We start from the raw sequence: 18,774 nt of genomic DNA on the forward strand, positions 1-18,774 counted from the left end.
ACACCCGGCGGCCACCCCTGGAACGTCAATGCTGCTGTGATACGCGTCACAGGAGAAGTCGATGGCCCATGATCGACCACCTAGACTCGGCCCGGCTCGACCGACCGGCGGATGGATCAGGCAGATGACGAGCATCGGGAGCGACGACCGCGGTTGGCTGCGGGCGATGCCCGCCGAGGCGGGGCGCGACGCGCTGCTCAGCCGCGCCGGCCATCGGGTCCTGGCGGCACGCCGGCTCACTGACCTGCTCCAGGGCCGCCCGCCCGGCGTCACCGGCAGTCAGTGGACCTCGGCGAGCCGCGCCAGCTTCGACTTCGTGGTCTACGCCGCCGACACCGGCCGTCCGGTCGTCGCCGTACAGATCGGCCCCGTTCCGCCTCCCGGCTCGGCGCAGCAGCGCGTGGAGCGCCTCACGGACGCGGTGGGCGCGGCCGCCGGCCTGCCCACTCTGCGGATCGGGTCGCCCACGTTGAGCGCCGCCGAGCATGGCCGCCGCCTGGTCGAGTACGTGATCGACGCGCGCGCGTACGCCGAGGGCGGGGCCACCGCCGCCGGGACCGAACCGGCGCCGGTGGGCTTCCGGGACATCCTGGGCCGGCTGCCGGACGGGCGTACCGGGCCGGTGAACGACCTCGGCGCGCTGACCCGCGTGGCGGCGGTCGAGGCGTACGTGGCCGGGCAGGTGGCCGACCCGATCGTGCGAGGACTGCACGTCCGCTGGGTAAACGGGCCGGCACAGGGGTGGAGTTGGGTGCAGGTACGCCCCGACGCGTGCCTCATCGAGCAGGTCTCGGTGACCGAATACCGTTTCTCCTGCGGCATCGACGCGGCCCGGCTGGCCGAGGATCTCGCCGCCGTCGCCGTGGGGGAACGACTGCGCGAGAACGCCGTCGCCGACCTGCTGTCGCGCGCCGAGTGGACCGCGCAGATCGCCGCGCTGGGCCAGCGCCGCCACGAACTGGTCGGCGGGTTCGCCTTCGACCACCTCTGCGCCGACTGACCAGCGCCCGTTTCACCTGCTGATCCCTGCTCCGCACCGGCTCCGTGTCGGGTCGCGGCAATTTCCTGTGCGTCTGTTGAACCTTCCCGGCCGCCGCCCCGTACTCCTGCGCGAATGAACAGGATCTCCCCATCCGCGTCCACCGGGCGCGGGAGACGGTGCGGAAAGGGCATCGTCGGCCATCGACGCATTACCGGGTAGGTCACGGTGGGTCGCCACCGCGGCGTGCCACCTCACATCCGTCGGTCCGCCGAGGGCAGAAATCCACTACCGGATCGAGAAGGAGAGCAATTCGATGCGCAGGTCCACTCGGGCGCGCCGGCCTTCCGGCAACGCGCGGAGCAAGCGTCTGCTGGCAGTTGTCGGCACGCTCGCGGTCTTCGGCGGAGTTGTCGCCGTGACTCAGATTTCGTCGGCCCAGGACCGGCGGACAAATAAGCCGCGTCCGGCTTCCGGGCAGTGCGTGGAGCCGAGCCCGGGCGCGACCGCGCCGACCGGTGGCGGCTCGACCAGCCGAACCTGGCAGAACGGTCGGTGGGTGCGTAATCACTGGGGTGACGGACAGCAGTCGGTCCCCGAGTGCGAGGACGGCAAGGACGGCACCGTGGGCACTGGCACGGCCATCGCCTGTCCGGACGTGGCGAGCAAGCTGCCGCAGGTGCCAGACCGGGCTCGGGCCGAGGTGGACCGCAACCTCGCCCAGTTGCAGACCCAGATCGCCGAGGCGGACCGCCGGCTCGCCGCCGAGGGCAACAAGGGTGAGGCGTTCATCCGCAACGCGATCCTGCAGCCGCTGGCCGGCAAGCGCCGCGCCGTGCTGGACCGGATCACGACCGCCATCGACCGGGCCGGACCCCGGCCGCAGGGCCTCGCGCAGCTCGCCGAGTGCCAGGTGCAGCCCACCGGCGGAACGGGCGGCAACAACGGCGGCGGCACCACTCCCACCACCACCCCCGGCGGTGGCAACAACGGTGGTGGCAACAACGGTGGCGGGAACAACGGCGGTGGCACCGAGCCCGGCGCCGGGCTCGGCGTGCTCGCCAACGACTGCGACGAGAGCCGGCTCCAGCCGCACGACGGTTTCCAGAACGGCAACCGCTGCGTGAGCACCGAATTCGGTGAGGTCGGCGCGGCGGCCAACAACCCGTCGCTGCTGATCACCCAGTTCCCCGACCAGGTCGGCCAGAACCAGCCCTTCACCCTGCGGGTCAGCACCCGCAACCTGGTCCGGGACCGCTTCCTGGCCGCCGGTCAGGGTGGTTACTACGTGGAGAGCTCGCTCCTCAACGACCAGGGCCTGGTCCGCGGTCACTTCCACACCGCGTGCCGGATGCTGGACAGCCTGACCGCTCCGCCGGAGCCGCAGGAGGTGCCCGCGTTCTTCGTCGCGACCGAGGACGGCCGCGGCGGCGCCCAGCCCGACGAGGTGACGATCCAGATTCCGGGCCTGCCGGAGTCCGGTACCGCCCAGTGCTCCGTCTGGGCCGGTGACGGCTCGCACCGCCTGCCGATGATGGAGCGGGCCAACCAGACCCCCGCCTTCGACTCGGTGCGCATCGACGTCAACTGACCTGACGTACCGGCGGCGGCCGGCCACCCGGGGCGACGACCCGGGTGGCCGGTCGCCGCTTCGGTTGCCCGGACAAACGACGGGGCCCCGCCGTTTCCGGCGGGGCCCCGTCGAGTCGCGTCAGCGGCTCTTGTACGCCTCGACGACCTCAACCGGGATCCGGCCGCGCTCGGAAATCTTGTAGCCGTTCTTGACGGCCCATTCCCGGATGGCCCGGTTCTGCTCCCGATCCATTCCCGCGCCGGCGGGTCGCCCCGGCCGCCGGACCGAACGGGCGCTCTCCACCGGGCCGCGCCCGATCCGCCGACCCGCATTGATGTACGGATCGAGCGCCTTGCGCAGGACGCCGGCATTCTCGTCGGAGACGTCGATCGTGTAGGCCACGCCGTCGAGACTGAACTCAACCGTCCGGTCGGCCTTCCCACCGTCGAGGTCGTCGGTCAGGACCGTGATTACTTTTCTCGCCATTGCCGATTACTCCCTGTGTGCGGCGGGATGTGTCCAAAGTCTGACCTATCACCCCGGTAATCCGCAACAATATGCCTTCCATTCATTCGGCGCGTCGCGATTCCGTTACCGAGCAAAACCATGAATCGGTTCGGTGGCGAGGCTTCATTCCCCGAGGATGCCGCTGTGACCGGCGATGGCAGCCGCCTCGGCCCGGTTCGAGACCCGCAACTTGCGCAGCAGCGCGGCGGTCATCCGTTTCACCGTCCGTTCGGAGACGTGCAGTTCTTCGGCGATGTCGACGGTGTTGCGGCCGGCGGCGATCGCCCGCAGCAGCCGCCGTTCCTCGCCGTCCAGGTCGACGGGCGCGGAGCGGGTGGGCCCCAGCAGCATGGCGCGCAGCAGTTCGGCCGGCAGTACCGCCCAGCCGTCGAGGATCGCCAGCAGCGGGGGCAGCAGCTCCTCCGGTTCGCTGGTCTTGGGCAGGAACCCCTCGGCACCGGCCCGCAGCGCCTCCACCGCTGGCCCGGGGTCGGCGGAGCCGGACATCGCGACCACCCGTACCCGTGGGGTGGTCCGCCGGATCGCGGCCACCGCCCGGATGCCGCCGGGCGGCGGCATGTGCAGGTCGACCAGGGCCAGGTCGGGGCGGCAGCTGCTGACCAGGGCCGCCGCCGCGGCGGCGTCGCCGGTCGAGGCGGCCACCTCGACGCGTCCGTTGGTGGTGATCGGGAGCAGCAACTCCAGGCCGCGGACGAACAGGGGGTGATCGTCCACGACGACGAGTCGCAAGGTGGAGGCTCCCGGCATGTCTGCGCCGTTCCCCAGCGGGTACCGATCATGCGGGTTCGCACCGAACGAGAGGACTCGGGTGGATGCGCGTACGGCACGGTTTGCGGGACCTGCTGCGAGGGTTGCGCCCCATTGAGCCGACACCGGGCGAGAAGCGACCGACGGCGGCCGATTCCGAGCTGCTGCTGCGGGTGCTGTGTCACGAGTTCCGGACGCCGATCAGCACCCTGACCTCGCTGACCCGCGCGTTGGCCGACGAGCGTCGGGAGCTGACCGGGGACGACCGGCGGGCACTCAGTGCGCTGGCCCGCGACCAGGCCGCCCACCTTCAGAGCCTGCTGCGTGACGCGACCGCCGGCACCGGTGTGCTGACGCCGACTCCGCAGCCGGATCCGGCCGTCGCGCTGGCGGGCATCCTGCGGGAGGCCGCGGCGCTGGTGCCGCTCGCCCGTCGGCGGGTGCGAGCCACCCGGGAGGCGGCCTCCTGCCCGGTGCCGCCCGGACGAACCCGACAGGTACTGGTCAACCTGGTGCAGAACGCGTTGCGGCACGGGCCGCCGGACGGACAGGTCGGGCTCTACGCCACGGTGCGCGGCCCGAGCCTGAGCATCCTGGTCACCGACGAGGGTCGGGTCGACGATGCGCTGCTGGTCGCGCTGCGGCGTCCGGCACCGGCCGTCGGGATGTCCGGTCTGGGCCTGTGGATCGCGCGGCAGCTCGTCGCGACGGACGGGGGAGCGTTGCGGGCGCACCGGCTACGGCCGCGTGGAGTGGCGTTGGAGGTGCTGCTGCCGATGGCCCGCCCGGTGCGCTGACCCGGCTGGGACACCGGTTGGCCCGCTCGGGTCACCGGGGCGGGAACGGCCTCGCTACCTATTTTCCGGCACCGAGGAGGTTGGATGTTCAGCCACGTCAAGGATCTGCAGTTCGAAGCCAAGCCGGACGGCCCCGATGCGGCGTTCGCCCGGCGGTTGCAGGAGGTGCTGGGCGGCAAGTGGGGCGAGATGACGGTCGCCAACCAGTATCTCTTCCAGGGTTGGAACTGCCGACTGCCCGGCAAGTACAAGGACCTGCTGCTCGACGTCGGCACGGAGGAGATGGGCCACGTCGAGATGATCGTCACGATGATCACCCGGCTGTTGGACAACGCGCCGCTGTCACTGACCGAGGGGATCGCGGAGGATCCCGGAGGCGCCGCGACCTACGCCGGTGAGAATCCGGCGCACTTCATCCACGGCGGAGGTGGCGCCCTGCCCGCCGACTCCAACGGGGTGCCCTGGAACGGCTCGTTCGTCACCGCGAGCGGCAACCTGTTGGCCGACTTCCAGCTCAATGTCACCGCCGAGGCGCAGGGTCGGCTCCAGGTCGCCCGGTTGTTCCACATGACCGACGACCCGGGCGTCAAGCAGATGCTGCGCTTCCTGCTGGCCCGCGACACGATGCACCAGAACATGTGGCTGGCGGCGATCGAGCAGCTCAAGGAGGACGGCCTGGAGGAGATGCCGGTGCCGGAGGCATTCCCGGACTCGGGCGAGTTCACCGAGGAGTACGGCTACACCTACCTGGGTTTCTCCTCGGGCACCGACGCCGCCCAGGGGCGCTGGGCGTCCGGGCCCTCGCCGGACGGCAAGGGCGAGTTTCGGTACGACGACAACCCGCGGGCGAACGCGCCGGAACCGGTGCTGGCCCCGGGTGACCCTCGTCTGTACGGCACCAACCCGGGAGTGGCCGGCTCGGTGGTGAACACGGTGAAGAGCAAGCTCACCTGAGGTGCCCGTCGGGTCGCCCACCGGTCCCGGGCGACCCGATGGACCGGGCGCGAAAGTGGCCTGGGTCACAGGCCGGAACAAGGGGAACGCTTTGTTACTTGAGTGAGACACGCTCAACTAACGCGAGGTGTTCGATGGCAACTCTTCCGGTACTGCCCCTGACCGACGCCGTGCTGCTGCCCGGCATGGTCATCCCGGTGACCCTCGACCCCACCACCCAGGCCGCGATCGACGCGGCGCGGGCGACCGGCGACCGCAAGCTGCTGGCCGTGCCGCGCATCGACGGCGAGTACGGCCCGGTGGGCGTGGTCGCCACCATCGAGAAGGTCGGCCGCCTGCCCGAGGGCGAGCCCGCCGCCGTCATCCGTGGCCTGTCCCGCGCCCGGATCGGCTCCGGCGTGCCCGGCCCCGGCGCCGCCCTCTGGGTCGAGGCGACCGAACTCGACGAACCCGCCCACGCCGGTCGGGCCCGCGAACTCGCCCGTGAGTACCGCGCCCTGGTGACCTCCGTGCTCCAGCAGCGGGGCGCCTGGCAGGTCATCGACGCGGTGGAGCGGATGACCGACCTGTCCGAGCTGGCCGACTCGGCCGGTTACGCGCCCTGGCTGACGCTGGAACAGAAGACCGAGCTGCTCGCCGCGCCGGACGTCACCGCCCGGCTGGAACTGCTGGTCGGCTGGGTGAAGGACTACCTGGCCGAGCAGGAAGTCACCGAGCAGATCAACAGTGACGTCCGCGAGGGGCTGGAGAAGTCCCAGCGCGAGTTCCTGCTGCGCCAGCAGCTCGCCGCGATCCGCAAGGAGCTGGGCGAGGACGAGCCGGACGGCTCCGCCGACTACCGGTCCCGCGTCGAGTCCGCCGAGCTGCCGGAGAAGGTCCGCGAGGCGGCCATGCGCGAGGTCGGCAAGCTGGAGCGGGCCAGCGACGCCTCCCCGGAGGCGGGCTGGATCCGTACCTGGCTGGACACCGTGCTCGAGATGCCCTGGGGCACGCGTACCGACGACAACACCGACCTGACCGCGGCCCGCGCGGTGCTCGACGCGGACCACGCCGGCCTGGCCGACGTCAAGGACCGCATCCTGGAGTACCTGGCGGTGCGCAACCGGCGCGCCGAGCGCAACCTCGGTGTGGTGGGCGGTCGCGGCTCCGGCGCGGTGCTCGCCCTCGCCGGTCCTCCCGGAGTGGGTAAGACCAGCCTCGGCGAGTCCGTGGCGCGGGCGCTCGGGCGCAACTTCGTCCGGGTCTCGCTCGGTGGCGTCCGCGACGAGGCGGAGATCCGCGGGCACCGGCGCACCTACGTGGGGGCGCTGCCCGGTCGGATCGTCCGCGCGCTGCGCGAGGCCGGTTCGATGAACCCCGTCGTGCTCCTCGACGAGGTGGACAAGCTGGCCGCCGGCTACGCCGGCGACCCGGCCGCCGCCCTGCTGGAGGTGCTCGACCCGGCCCAGAACCACACCTTCCGGGACCACTACCTGGAGGTCGACCTCGACCTGTCCGACGTGCTCTTCCTGGCCACCGCCAACGTGGTGGAGTCCATCCCCGGCCCCCTGCTGGACCGGATGGAGCTGGTCACCCTGGACGGGTACACCGAGGACGAGAAGGTCTCCATCGCCCGTGACCACCTGCTGCCCCGGCAGCGGGAGCGGGCCGGGCTGACCGCCGACGAGGTGGAGATCGCCGACGAGGCGTTGGCGCTGATCGCGGGGGAGTACACCCGAGAGGCCGGGGTCCGGCAGCTCGAACGTGGCCTCGCCAAGATCCTGCGCAAGGTGGCGGTGACGCTGGCGACCGACCCGTCGCCGGTACGCGTCGACACCGACAACCTCACCCGCTACCTGGGGCGGCCGAAGTTCACCCCGGAGTCGGCCGAGCGCACCGCGGTGCCCGGCGTGGCAACCGGCCTCGCCGTCACCGGCGCCGGCGGGGACGTGCTCTTCATCGAGGCGACCAGCATGGAGGGCGAGCCGGGGCTGACCCTGACCGGCCAGCTCGGAGACGTGATGAAGGAGTCGGCGCAGATCGCGCTCTCCTACCTGCGCTCCAACGGGCGGCGGTTCGGCATCGACCCGAACGCTCTCGCGGGACGCCGGATCCACGTCCACTTCCCGGCGGGCGCGGTGCCCAAGGACGGTCCGAGCGCCGGCATCACCATGGTCACGGCCCTGGCGTCGCTGGTCACCGGCCGCCCGGTCCGTCCCGAGTTCGGGATGACCGGTGAGGTGACGCTCTCCGGTCGGGTGCTGCCGATCGGTGGGGTGAAGCAGAAGCTGCTCGCCGCGCACCGGGCCGGCCTCACCGAGGTGATCATCCCGGCGCGCAACGAGCCCGACCTGGACGACCTGCCGACCGAGGTGCGCGAGGCGCTGACCGTGCACACTCTGGCCGACGTGGCCGACGTGCTCGCCCTGGCGCTGCGCCCGGCCGACGTGAAGACGCTTGACGGGCCGGCGCTCTTCGCGGTCTGACGCTCCGACCATCCGGGCCCCCGCCGTCTTGCGACGGCGGGGGCCCTTTCGGTACGCGGGGAGGTCTACTGTCTCGTCTGCACCGTCAACCACCTCTCCGCCGCGAGGCGGCCCCTGGAGGAACCCCCCGTGAACGTGGTGCTCTGGATCATTCAGTTCCTGCTCGCCGCCGTCTTCGCCGGCGCCGGGCTGGCCAAGCTGAGCCAGCCCAAGGAGAAGTTGCGCGAGGTGATGCGGTGGGTGGACCCCGTCCCACCGTCACAGGTCAAGTCGCTCGGCGCGGTCGAGCTGCTGGCCGCCGTCGGGCTCGTGCTGCCCGCTGCCACCGGCATCGCCACAGTGCTCACCCCGCTCGCCGCCGTCGGGCTGGTCATCGTCATGATCGGCGGCCTCCTGGTGCACCTGCGCGCCGGCAAGCAGCAGACCACCCAGCAGGGGCGTCGCACCGAGATCCAGGGCGCGGTCACCTGCGCGGTGCTGCTCGTCCTCGCCGCAGTGGTGGCCTGGGGCCGTTTCGGCCCGTACGCCCTCTGATCCGCGTCGGCGAGCACGCGACAATGCACAGTAGAGTCTGCCCGCCGCTCGAGGTGGCACTCAACGGGGGAGAGGCATGGAACCGATCGTGAGCGCACCTGGTGCGGTACCGCCGGCAGCGCCACAACGGTCAGATCCACCGAGCCGACGGTTGGGACGGCGGGTGCTCTTCGCCGGCGGCGCGGGCGCTGCGGTGGCGACCACGGTGGCCACCCTCGCCGGTGCGGAACAGGCGGGATCGCCGCCCGTCACGACCGTGCGGGAGGCTCCGCTCAGCCTCCGGGACCCCCGGGTCGGCTGCCGGCTCGACGGCAGTGACGAGTCGGACAAGGTCACCACGGCGCTGAACCTGCTGCCGGCCGGTGGCGGGGAGATCTTCCAACCAGTGGGCGCGCTCGGTCTCGGATCGGAGGTCCGCTTTCCGACGAGTGTGACCTGGACCGGCGAGAACATCGGCGCCGCGATCATCCAGCCGGCCCCGGGCTACACCGGTCGTCTGGTCTCGAGCGGTAAGTACAACCAGATCTCCAACGTGCACTTCTACGGCATGCAGACCTCCAACGTGCTGTTGACCGTCCGCGGCCCCCGGTCGACCTTCCACCACCTGCACTTCGGCAACTCGGGCAGCCACGCGATCGAGTTCCTCGGCAAGGACGCGGACACCAGCGCCCACGCCAACAAGATCACCGATATCAACATCGAGGACTGCCTCGGCGTCGGCATCCTGGTGAACAAGGTCGCGTACGACAACGAGTTCCTCAACGTCTGGGTCGGTGAGTGCCAGACCGGGTTACGGCTGCTGGACAGCGCCTGCTTCTTCGACAACCTGCATGTCTGGGGTTGCCGGGGCAACGGAGTGGAACTGCGCGAACCCGCCCACCGGAACATCTTCCAGAACGTCTACCTGGAGTCGAACGGCACGAGTGGCACCGGCAGCGGCGCCGACCTTCGGCAGGTCTGGGGGACCCAGTTCATCGGCGGCCGGCTGTGGCGCAACGCCACCAACGGCATCGAGGTCTCCTCATCCGGACGTACCCGGATCATGGGGCTCGACATCCACGACAACGGCGCGAACGGGATCCTCGGCCGCGACGCCGACCTGTGCCAGGTGATCGGCAACCAGTTCTACGACGACGCGACGCCCCGCCGCCAGGACCGACCGATCGTGACGGTCGGCACCAGCAACAACTGGATCGTCACCAACAACGTGATGCGGGCGTACGACCACCGCTCCGGTGGCGCGTCGCTGGCCGGGGCCAACAACGTCGTCAACGGAAACATCGGCTAGCACCGGCGGGGCGGCGGGTGCCCATGTTTCACCCGCCGCCTCGCCGGGCCGGGTCGTCGGCGACCGTCGTACTCCGGCGGTCGCCGACCGCGTTCTCAGCGCTCGTCGCCGCCGCGGTCGCGGCGCACGGTGGCCTTGCGGCCCTTGATCGTGCTGGAGCGCAAGCCGGAGATGACCTCGTCGGCCACCCCCTGCGGCACCTCCACCAGTGAGAAACGGTCGGCGATCTCGATCGAGCCGATGTCCCGGCCGCGGATGCCGGTCTCCCCGGTGATCGCGCCGACCAGATCCTGCGGGCGCACCCCGGCGCGTCGACCCAGGCCGACGAAGACCTGCACGGTGTTGCCGCCGCCGGAGCGGGGCCGGCCTCCGCCCCGCCGGTCGCCGCCCCGGCCGCCGGCGTCCGGTCGGCCCTCGCGCGACCCGCGGACCGGAGCCTGCGGGATCTCCTCCTCGTCGTCGGAGCCCGGCGACGTCACCTCGTGGGCCAGCTTCACGGCGGCGAGGGCGACCTCCATCAGGTCGAACTCGTCGGTGAGCGTCTCCACGATCACCCGGAACGGGTCGAGGTCGTCCTCCAGCAGGCTCTCCCGCAGGGCCGCCTGGGTCAGTTCCAGCCGCCGGGTACGCATGTCGGCCACGGTGGGGATCTTGTCGATGGTGATCCGCTGGCCGGTCACCCGCTCGATGGTCTTGAGCATCCGGTGCTCACGTGGCTCGGCGAGGGTGATCGCCACGCCCTCGCGGCCGGCCCGACCCACCCGACCGATCCGGTGCACGTACGACTCCGGGGCGGACGGCACGTCGTAGTTGACCACGTGGGTCAACTGCTCGACGTCCAGCCCACGCGCCGCCACGTCGGTGGCCACCAGCAGGTCGGCGGTGCCCGCCCGCAGCCGGCCCATGACCCGGTCGCGCTGCTCCTGGCTCATGCCACCGTGCAGCGCCTCGGAGCGGTAGCCCCGACCGTTCATCGTCTCGGTCAACCGGTCGACCTCTTCCCGGCTGCGGCAGAACACGATCGCCGCCGTCGGGGACTCCACGTCCAACACCCGACCCAGCGCGGCCGGCTTGTGCGCCCGGGTCACGATGTACGCGCTCTGCCGCACCCGGGGCGCCTCACCCGCGACCGTCTGCTCCCGGCCGATCTCGATCCGCACCGGTTCGCGCAGGTGCTGGCGGGCCATCCCGTCGATGCGCGAGGGCATGGTGGCCGAGAAGAGCACCGTCTGACGCTGCGCCGGAGCGTGCTCCAGGATCGCCTCGATGTCCTCGGCGAAGCCCATGTCGAGCATCTCGTCGGCCTCGTCGAGCACCACCGTGGCCAACCCGCCGAGGCGCAGGGTGCCCCGGGCGATGTGGTCGAGGGCCCGCCCCGGGGTGGCGACCACCACGTCGACACCGCTGTCCAGTGCCCGCAACTGCCGCCCGATCGGCTGCCCACCGTAGATCGGCAGCACCCGCGCGCCCAGGTCCTTGCCGTAGCGGTGGAACGCCTCGGAGACCTGTACCGCCAGCTCCCGGGTCGGCACCAGCACCAGCGCCACCGGGTCGCCGCCCTGGCGGTGCGCCGTCATGAGGTTCAGCAGCGGCAGCGCGAACGCGGCCGTCTTGCCGGTGCCGGTGGCCGCCTGCCCGAGCAGGTCCCGACCCTCCAGCAGCGGTGGGATAGCCTCCCGCTGGATGGGGGTCGGCTCCTCGTATCCGAGGGCGGAGAGGGCGCCGAGCAACTCGGCGCGGAGCCCGAGCTCGGTGAAGGCGCTCACCTCGTCGGTGCCGTCCGGGGTGGTGTCGATCGGTGCGTCGTGCTGTGCAGGTGCGGAACTCATGGGCCAAGCCTTTCATCACGCCGTCCGGGCCGTTGCGGCGACCGCCACAAGAGCTGTCCCGAGCCCGTGCCGCCGCCGTTCCATGATCCCGGTGGCGTCCCCGGTCAGGCGTCGGTGGTCAGGATGGCCAGCACCATCACCGCGGCGAGGGCCACGTCGAGCACCACGCAGAGCTCGGCGTAGGCGCGCGGCACCACCCGGCGGTTGCGGTGGTGCACGATGTCCCAGCCGGCGTGCGCCAACCATCCGAGCGCCACCAGCCAGGCGGCGGTCCGCCCACCGGCCAGCACCGCGACCAGCGTCAGGGAGACCCAGATGGCCAGACCGGCGAGTTGGGTGGCGAGCACGCCCCGCCCGCCCAGCGTGCGGCGGGCCATGCCGATCACCAGGTAGCCACCGGGCAGCACCAGCATCGTCCACGGGCTGAGCACGGTCGGATCGACCCACATGTCCACCGTCAGCAGCAGCGCCAGCCCGCTCGGCCAGTGGCGGGCGAGCGCCACCACGGCCGGATGCCGGCGGATCGGCACCGGCGCCTCGTGCCGATGACGCACCGCCACCAGCACCATGGCCGGCACCATCAGCAGGTGACCGCCGAGCATCAGGGCGTCGGCATCCAGCAGGCCCGCCCACCACGGCACGAGCAGCAGCAGGAACGGCACGTACATCGCGGCGGCCATCTCGGCGACCCCACGCCAGTGGTGCGCCCGGTAGCGCATCCACACCGTCATTCCGACGGTCATGTTCGTGGCCATCACCAGTGCGGCGACGTCCGGCCGGGCCAGCGCATCGGAGACTCCCAGGGCGGCGCCGGGCAGCTCCCACAACGGCCCGAGCAGCAGCATCCCGGCGACCATCGCCAGCGCCATCTCGCCCAGGTGCCACAGCAGCCGCCGCGTGCTGCTGGCCGGTGCCGCGGCGGTCGGTGCCGCCGCACTCGGCGTCGGGGTCGAGGGGGTCGGCTCAACGGTGGGCAGGGGCGTGGGCGACGGTACGGCGGTGACGCTGTCCGCGTACATCCTGGTGTTTTCCATGTCTCGACCCTGCCGGTGCCCCCGGTGTGGCCGGCAGACCCGTTCGTCACGGAAAAACCGTGCGGGCCGCACGGCTCGACCGTGACAGTTCGCATGGGTGGACCATGCGCCGGGCGGTCCTAGGATCGGTGCGTGGCGAGCGAGGCGGTGACTACCCGGGCGGACCGGCGGCTGCGTCGCGCTCGACGGGCGACGCTGGTGTCGCTGGCCACCGGCGTGTGGGCGAGCGTCCTGTTTCCGGCGGTCGGCCTGACCCGCGAGCCCGACCGGGTCCGGGTGACGCTCGGCGCGGTCGGCATCCTCGCCTTCGTGATCGCCCAGACCGTCGTCCTGTACGCGGCCGTGACGCCGTGGCTCGACCCGCGCTGGCGGCGTCGGGCCGAGCTGAGCCTGATCGGGGTGGCGGTGCTGACCGTTCCGCTGGTGGGCCCGGTGGCGGCCGGCAGATGGCCGACCTGGGCCTGGCTCGGCGCGGCGCTGATCGGCATGACGCCGCTGCTGGTGCGGTGGCGGGCGGCGCTGGCGGTCGCGGTCGGCGTCCTGGCGGTGTCGGTCGCGGTGGCCTGGTGGACCGGTGGTTCCGTTGCGCGTCACCTCGCCGTGACCGGCGCAATCGGCGCGGCGGTCGCCGCCGTCAACGGGTTCCAGGTCTGGTTCTGGGACCTGCTCGTGGAGGCCCGGCAGGGCCAGGCCGCCCAGGCCCGGCTTGCCGCCGCCGAGGAACGGCTGCGCTTCGCCCGCGACGTGCACGACGTCCTGGGGCACCACCTCACGGTGATCGCGTTGAAGGCCGAACTCGCCGCCCGGCTCGCACCGGTCGACCCGGAACGGGCCGGGCGGGAGGCCGCCGAGGTGCAACGGTTGGCCGCCTCCGCGCTGGGCGAGGTACGCGAGACCGTGCACGGCTATCGGGCCGTCGACCTCGACGAACAGCTCGCCGCGGTGGTGGGGGTGCTGCGCTCCTGCGGGGTGCGGTGCACGGTTCTGCCACTGCCGGCGGACCTGCCGCAGCCCGCCGCGATCGAGCTGGCGGCGGTGCTGCGCGAGGCGAGCACCAACGTGCTGCGGCACAGCCGGGCTGACTGGTGCCGGATCCGCATCGATCGGGAGGATGACGTGGCCAGGATGACGGTGGCCAACGACGGTGCCGACGACCGCGGCCCGGACGCGCACAGCCACGGTCTGCGCGGGCTGGCCGACCGGCTCGCCGCCGCCGGGGGCGAGTTGCGGGTACGCCGGGAGGACGCGATCTTCACCCTCGAAGCCACAGTGCCGGCGCCGTCGTGATCCGCGTCCTGCTCGCCGACGACGAGGACCTGATCCGGGTCGCCGTCGCCGCGCTGCTCGCCCTGGAACCGGACATCGAGGTGGTGGCACACGCCGCCGACGGGAAGACAGCCGTCACCGCGGCGCTGGCGCACCGTCCGGACGTGGCAGTGGTGGACCTGGAGATGCCGGGCCTGGACGGCATCGCGGTAGCCGCCGAGCTGACCCGGGTCCGACCCGAGTGCGCGGTGGTCGTGCTGACCGGGCACGGTCGTCCCGGGCACCTGCGCCAGGCGCTGACCGCCGGCGCCCGTGGGTTCCTGCCCAAGGGCTCGCCGGGTGGGGCGCTCGCCGACGTGATCCGCCGGGTGCACGCCGGAGGGCGCTACGTCGACCCGACGCTGGCCGCCGACGCGTTGACCCTGCCCCCGTGCCCGCTGACCCCTCGGGAACTGGAGACGCTGCGGCTGGTGGAGGTCGGCGCCCCGGTCGCGGTGATCGCCCGTCGGGTGCACCTGTCCACTGGCACCGTGCGCAACCACCTCTCCGCCGCCGTGCAGAAGCTCGGCGCCGCCGACCGGGCCGAGGCCGTCCGCACCGCCCGGGACAACGGCTGGCTCTGACCGGCGACACCGGCGGCGTGCGTCGGGGAGGCCGCGAACACTCTCCGGCGCTGATCAATCAAGGCAGTCGAGTCCTCGCCTCTTAGCCGGCTGCGAAGATGGACAAATGCCCAGGAAAGTCGCGGCGGGTCCGGTCGACCCGGTGCGCTCCAGTGCCGTCGAGCTGTTCTTCGACCTCGTTTTCATCTTCACCCTCGGTCGCTTGTCGGCGACCCTGGTCGAGGAGCCCAGCCTGCTCGCCGACGCGCAGGCCGTGATCTTCCTGCTGGCCTTCTGGTGGATCTGGTACAACACCAACCTGGCCACCGACAGCCTCGACTGCGAACGACCCACAGTGCAGATTCTGATCATCTGCGTGATGCTCGGCAGTCTGCTGATGTCCATCAACGTTCCGGACGCCTTCGGTGACCAGGGCTTCGTCTTCGTGAGCGCGTACCTCGGGATCCACCTCGGCCGGACCCTGGTCATGGCCCTCTATCTGCACGGCACCCCAGCCTGGCGTCGGCCGGTACGGGGACTCGTCTGGTTTTCGATGTCCGCGACGGTCTGGTTCGCCGGGGCGGCGGCCAGCGGCGGCGAAGCACGAGTGCTGCTGTGGGCATTCGCGCTGGCGATCGACTACTCGGCGCCGCTTCTGGGATGGCCGGTGCCGTGGCTCGGCCGGGCGCGGGCCAACGAGTGGCACCTCTCGGGCGAACACCTCAACGAGCGGTACCGGCAGTTCATTATCCTTGCCCTCGGCGAGACGATCCTGGCCACCGGCAACTTCTACCGGCTGTCGCCGCGAAACCTGGCGGACACCACCGCATTCCTGCTCACCTTTTGGACGGTGGTCTTCCTCTGGTGGACCTACTTCTATCGCACGACGAGCAGCCTCGCCGTGAAGATCGATACCGCCGTGGACCCGTACCGGCTCAACCTGCGGGCGAGCTACAGCCACCTGGTGATGGTGGCGGGCATCCTGCTCACCGGCATCGGCGGCGAACTGATGCTGAAGGAGCCCGACGCGCAGCGGTCGGCCGGCAACGTCGTGGCGATCCTGGTCGGGCCGCTGACCTTCCTCATCGGGCGGATGATCTTCGAGATCTGGCTGTTCGGCCGCCTGACGAGGCACTGCCTCGCGGCCGTGGTGGCATGCCTGATCCTGAGCCCGGTCGCGGCGCGACTCCCGCCGCTGTCGGTGGGCCTGCTGGGCGCGGCCACCATCACCGTCGTCGCCATCTTCGACCTGACCCACCGTGCCCGGGTCGCGGGTGAGGTCAACCCGGTGTCGGCCAGGGACGCTCCCCGCCGTCACCCTGCCTGACGGGTGTAGCTCGGTTCCAATCTGTGGGGGCGGCGTGAACCGTCCGGATAGCGTGGGCGCGTGCGTACGGTGGAACTGGTCTGCTCGCCCGGCCTGGAGGTCGCGGTCCGGGCGGTCTGGGGCCGCCTGGCCGCCGCCGGGCTACCCAGCCTGGCCCGCAACATCCACCCCACCAACCGGCCGCACCTCACCCTCGCCGCCGTCGACGAGTTCCCGCCGGGGGTCGAGCACCGCCTGGCCGAACTGTTCGACGCCGCGCTGCCGGTGCCGGTGACACTCGATCGGGTCGTCGTCCTGGACGGCAGCGCGCCACTGGTCTGGCTCGTCCGACCCACGCCGGCGCTGACCGCGCTGCACGCCGCCGTCTGGGAGGTTCTCGCCGATGCCGACGGACACCGCCCGTGGCACTCGCCCGACGCGTGGGTGCCGCACCTGAGCCTGGCCCTGCGGTTCCGCGACGCCGACCTGCGGTTGGCGCGTGCCGTGGCCGGTGGGCAGCGCCCGACGGGCGACTTCGACGCCGCCCGCAGTTACGACGGCACGGACCGCTCGGTGACCGCGCTGACCCGGCTCCGCTGAGGCAGCCGTCCGCTGAGGCCCCGACGTGCCGAAGTGGCATCGTGGCCGCTTTCAAGGAGGGGCAGCAGTCAGGCCGAGGCGGCCGTCGGAGCGTGTCGCCCCGACGGCCGCCGGCCCCATCCTGGTCAGTTGTCGCGCGGCTGCGGGATCTCCTGCCTGGTGAACGAGATGCCCGCCGCCGGGGCGGCCCGGGTGGCGATCGACGCAGCCGACTCGTCGGTGTCGTAGAGCCGAACCGAACCGTTGGCGGTCCGGCTCACGAAACCGAGTCGGATGCCGTTGGAGTTCTGGAAGACGAATGCCGTCGGGTCGGTCGGATAGGTCTCGTCCGGTACCGTCGCCGTGGCCCAGTCGCCCCAGGCGGTGGAGCCTGCGGCGGTCTGTCGGCTGTGCTGGATGGTGTCGTCGGTCGTCCGGGTGAACACCGAGACGCGGCCGGTGTTGGGGCTCAGGACGGCGGTCGGGGAGCCGACCGGCGTGATCCCGCTGGCTCCCACCGCGGTCCAGGTGCCGGGCCAGGTGCCGTCGATGTTCTGCAACTGGCTCTTGACCACTCCGTCGGTGTGGCGGGCGAACACCATCAGGCGACGGCCAGGCAGTGTCACCACGCTCGGCGTGTCCACGAAGCCCGTGCCACCCAGCCCCGTCCAGGCGGAGGTCAGCGCGCCACCCTTGTAGGTGGCGGCCTGCAGGGTGCCAGCAGCGTTGGCCACCAGAAGTGTGGCGGTGCCGTCGGCGCCCGGCACGGCGACCGGCGTCCCGGTCAGGCCGGTGCCACCGAGCGGCGTCCACGGAAACAGATCGCCGGCCGTGCCGTCCTGCCGCCGGTGCCACAGTGCGCCCTCGGCGTCCAGAGCGAAGACCACGCGGGTGTCGTCGGAGAGCCGGACGGCGGTCGGCTCCGAGCGCATCGCCCCACCGAGGGCGAGCCACGGATTCCAGTCCGGCATGGCCGGCGTCTTCTGGGTCAACGAACCCACGTTGCTGGTGGTCTCGTGGGCAACGATGGTGACCCTGTTCTGGGCGTCCGAGACCAGCGACGGCTTGCCCGTGTACGCCTCGGTGCCGGGCGCCGGTGACCACTGGATCGAATACAGCGAGTCCGGGTTCGCGCGTCCGTGCCGCAGTTGACCGATGTTGTCGGTGTAGGCGATCTCCAGGCTGCCGAGCGCGGTGCCGGCGGCCGGGGCCTGCGCGACGGCCAGCGGGGCGTTCTGCTGCGCCGGGGTGGCGGGCAGCGCGGGGCTGGTGATCGCCCCCTGCCGGCAGGTGTTGGTGGTGGTGAAGACGTTCGGGAAGCCCTCCCAGCCGTTGCCGATCTGGTCCGCGGTCAGTGCCCAGGACAGGTTGTCCTCGCGGAAGCGGTACTGGAACAGATCACCGTCGGCCTGAATGCCGAAGAGCGTGTCTCCGCCGGCGGAGAAGAGCCCCTTGGTGAACCCCTGCCAGTCGCTCGAACCGACCTGACGGTCCCGCAGGAGCCACCGCTGACTCGCCGGGTCGAACCGGTGTCGGTAGAGCTTGCCGTCGGACGTGCGGCCGTAGAGGACGCCGGGGGCACCGGCGACGATCAGGTTGTACCGGTCCCAGCCGGAGTCGATGACGCGTGCGTCGATGGTCCATTTCCGCGTCGGCTCGTCGAACCGGTACCAGCGCAGTTTGCCCTGGGCGTCGACGGCGTAGAAGTCGCCGATCTGGTCCACAGTGATCTTGTTGCGGAAGGCGGCTGTCGCATAGTTCGTGAAGCTCGAACTGATGATCAGGTTCTGCTTGCCATCGATGGTCTCCCAGTTGCTGCCTGTCCATCGGTAGCGGTTCAGCCCGGTCGAGTTGATGCCGTAGACCCGGCCGTCCGGCCCGCCCAGCAGGCGACCGAAGGTCTGCCAACCGCTGGGACCGACGGTGGTGGCGGCGGTGAACACGCCGCCGTCGCGGCCCGGGGTGCTGTACTGGCGACGGGCGAGAGTGCCGGCCGTTGTCGAGTTGAAGAACGCCGCCGCTCCGGTGCAGCTGAAGGCGTCGGTGGCCGCGTGGGCGGGAGACGCCGGCAGCGGTGCCACGAGGCCGGCGGCGCCGATGAGCGCTGCGGCGGTCAATGCCAGCGACCGACGCCGAGAAGACGTCCGTGGTGTGGACTCTTTGGTTAACTGGGACACGTTTGTGTGATCCTCCCCCGAGAAGAATAAGAATGACCGCAATGAATTGATCAGTCTGTGGTGATCGCCACATTCGCAGAGGGTCCACTGTGCGCGGTGAGTGATCCATCCGCCAC

At 71.4% G+C, this 18,774-nt stretch carries 16 protein-coding genes; 11 read left to right on the forward strand and 5 right to left on the reverse strand.

Features of this window, described 5'->3' with window-relative positions:
* Positions 1-124 precede the first annotated feature (124 nt).
* Both ACLQ3F_RS05580 and ACLQ3F_RS05585 read left to right on the forward strand, forming a co-directional pair.
* A complete protein-coding gene (locus tag ACLQ3F_RS05580; RefSeq protein ID WP_425846750.1) occupies positions 125-1,000 on the forward strand; it encodes a hypothetical protein in 876 nt (291 codons plus the stop codon).
* A gap of 295 nt (positions 1,001-1,295) precedes the next feature.
* Entirely contained in the window at positions 1,296-2,570 is a 1,275-nt protein-coding gene (locus ACLQ3F_RS05585; RefSeq protein ID WP_357233811.1) for a hypothetical protein, read from the forward strand.
* A gap of 120 nt (positions 2,571-2,690) precedes the next feature.
* On the opposite strand, the gene ACLQ3F_RS05590 is transcribed toward ACLQ3F_RS05585, so the two are convergent.
* The gene (locus ACLQ3F_RS05590; RefSeq protein ID WP_088989485.1) at positions 2,691-3,038 is read right to left on the reverse strand and encodes a histone-like nucleoid-structuring protein Lsr2; all 348 of its coding nucleotides are present in this window, start codon (positions 3,036-3,038) and stop codon (positions 2,691-2,693) included.
* Positions 3,039-3,182: 144 nt separating this feature from the next.
* Positions 3,183-3,794: a response regulator transcription factor gene (locus tag ACLQ3F_RS05595; protein ID WP_357258262.1), complete on the reverse strand. Its 612-nt coding sequence runs from the start codon at positions 3,792-3,794 to the stop codon at positions 3,183-3,185.
* Positions 3,795-3,892: 98 nt separating this feature from the next.
* Between ACLQ3F_RS05595 and ACLQ3F_RS05600 the strand changes: the two genes are divergently transcribed.
* The 5 genes from ACLQ3F_RS05600 (at position 3,893) to ACLQ3F_RS05620 (ending at position 9,865) form a co-directional block, all read left to right on the forward strand.
* Positions 3,893-4,624, forward strand: coding sequence for a sensor histidine kinase (locus ACLQ3F_RS05600; RefSeq protein WP_425846754.1), 732 nt, complete (start codon positions 3,893-3,895; stop codon positions 4,622-4,624).
* Between the two features lie 84 nt (positions 4,625-4,708).
* Positions 4,709-5,578 carry a manganese catalase family protein gene (locus ACLQ3F_RS05605; protein ID WP_357208524.1) on the forward strand — a complete coding sequence of 290 codons (870 nt, stop codon included), beginning with the start codon at positions 4,709-4,711 and terminating at the stop codon, positions 5,576-5,578.
* A gap of 134 nt (positions 5,579-5,712) precedes the next feature.
* Positions 5,713-8,043 carry an endopeptidase La gene (gene lon / locus ACLQ3F_RS05610; protein WP_355009832.1) on the forward strand — a complete coding sequence of 777 codons (2,331 nt, stop codon included), beginning with the start codon at positions 5,713-5,715 and terminating at the stop codon, positions 8,041-8,043.
* 129 nt (positions 8,044-8,172) lie between these two features.
* Positions 8,173-8,577 carry a DoxX family protein gene (locus ACLQ3F_RS05615; protein WP_357208219.1) on the forward strand — a complete coding sequence of 135 codons (405 nt, stop codon included), beginning with the start codon at positions 8,173-8,175 and terminating at the stop codon, positions 8,575-8,577.
* Positions 8,578-8,665: 88 nt separating this feature from the next.
* Positions 8,666-9,865 (forward strand): right-handed parallel beta-helix repeat-containing protein, encoded by a 1,200-nt coding sequence (locus ACLQ3F_RS05620; protein WP_425846757.1) that lies wholly within the window; start codon positions 8,666-8,668, stop codon positions 9,863-9,865.
* Positions 9,866-9,960: 95 nt separating this feature from the next.
* Here ACLQ3F_RS05620 and ACLQ3F_RS05625 read toward each other — a convergent pair whose 3' ends face one another.
* Both ACLQ3F_RS05625 and ACLQ3F_RS05630 read right to left on the reverse strand, forming a co-directional pair.
* Positions 9,961-11,694 (reverse strand): DEAD/DEAH box helicase, encoded by a 1,734-nt coding sequence (locus ACLQ3F_RS05625; RefSeq protein ID WP_357207762.1) that lies wholly within the window; start codon positions 11,692-11,694, stop codon positions 9,961-9,963.
* A gap of 104 nt (positions 11,695-11,798) precedes the next feature.
* Complete coding sequence (locus ACLQ3F_RS05630; protein WP_425846761.1) at positions 11,799-12,728, reverse strand: hypothetical protein; 930 nt, start codon at positions 12,726-12,728, stop codon at positions 11,799-11,801.
* Positions 12,729-12,860: 132 nt separating this feature from the next.
* Here ACLQ3F_RS05630 and ACLQ3F_RS05635 point away from each other — a divergent pair, with 132 nt between their 5' ends.
* From ACLQ3F_RS05635 to ACLQ3F_RS05650, 4 genes are all read left to right on the forward strand, one after another.
* Entirely contained in the window at positions 12,861-14,015 is a 1,155-nt protein-coding gene (locus ACLQ3F_RS05635; protein ID WP_357207767.1) for a sensor histidine kinase, read from the forward strand.
* The gene (locus ACLQ3F_RS05640) at positions 14,012-14,617 is read left to right on the forward strand and encodes a response regulator transcription factor (RefSeq protein WP_355009838.1); all 606 of its coding nucleotides are present in this window, start codon (positions 14,012-14,014) and stop codon (positions 14,615-14,617) included. Before ACLQ3F_RS05635 ends, ACLQ3F_RS05640 begins: the two co-directional genes overlap by 4 nt.
* Positions 14,618-14,723: 106 nt before the next feature.
* The gene (locus ACLQ3F_RS05645; RefSeq protein ID WP_425846765.1) at positions 14,724-15,923 is read left to right on the forward strand and encodes a low temperature requirement protein A; all 1,200 of its coding nucleotides are present in this window, start codon (positions 14,724-14,726) and stop codon (positions 15,921-15,923) included.
* Positions 15,924-15,983: 60 nt separating this feature from the next.
* Positions 15,984-16,502, forward strand: coding sequence for a 2'-5' RNA ligase family protein (locus ACLQ3F_RS05650; RefSeq protein WP_425846767.1), 519 nt, complete (start codon positions 15,984-15,986; stop codon positions 16,500-16,502).
* A gap of 125 nt (positions 16,503-16,627) precedes the next feature.
* On the opposite strand, the gene ACLQ3F_RS05655 is transcribed toward ACLQ3F_RS05650, so the two are convergent.
* Positions 16,628-18,598, reverse strand: coding sequence for a tachylectin-related carbohydrate-binding protein (locus ACLQ3F_RS05655; protein WP_425846770.1), 1,971 nt, complete (start codon positions 18,596-18,598; stop codon positions 16,628-16,630).
* Between the last annotated feature and the right edge of the window lie 176 nt (positions 18,599-18,774).

Origin of the sequence: Micromonospora sp. DT15, from assembly GCF_049841475.1 — a bacterium.
Taxonomy (GTDB): Bacteria; Actinomycetota; Actinomycetes; order Mycobacteriales; family Micromonosporaceae; genus Micromonospora.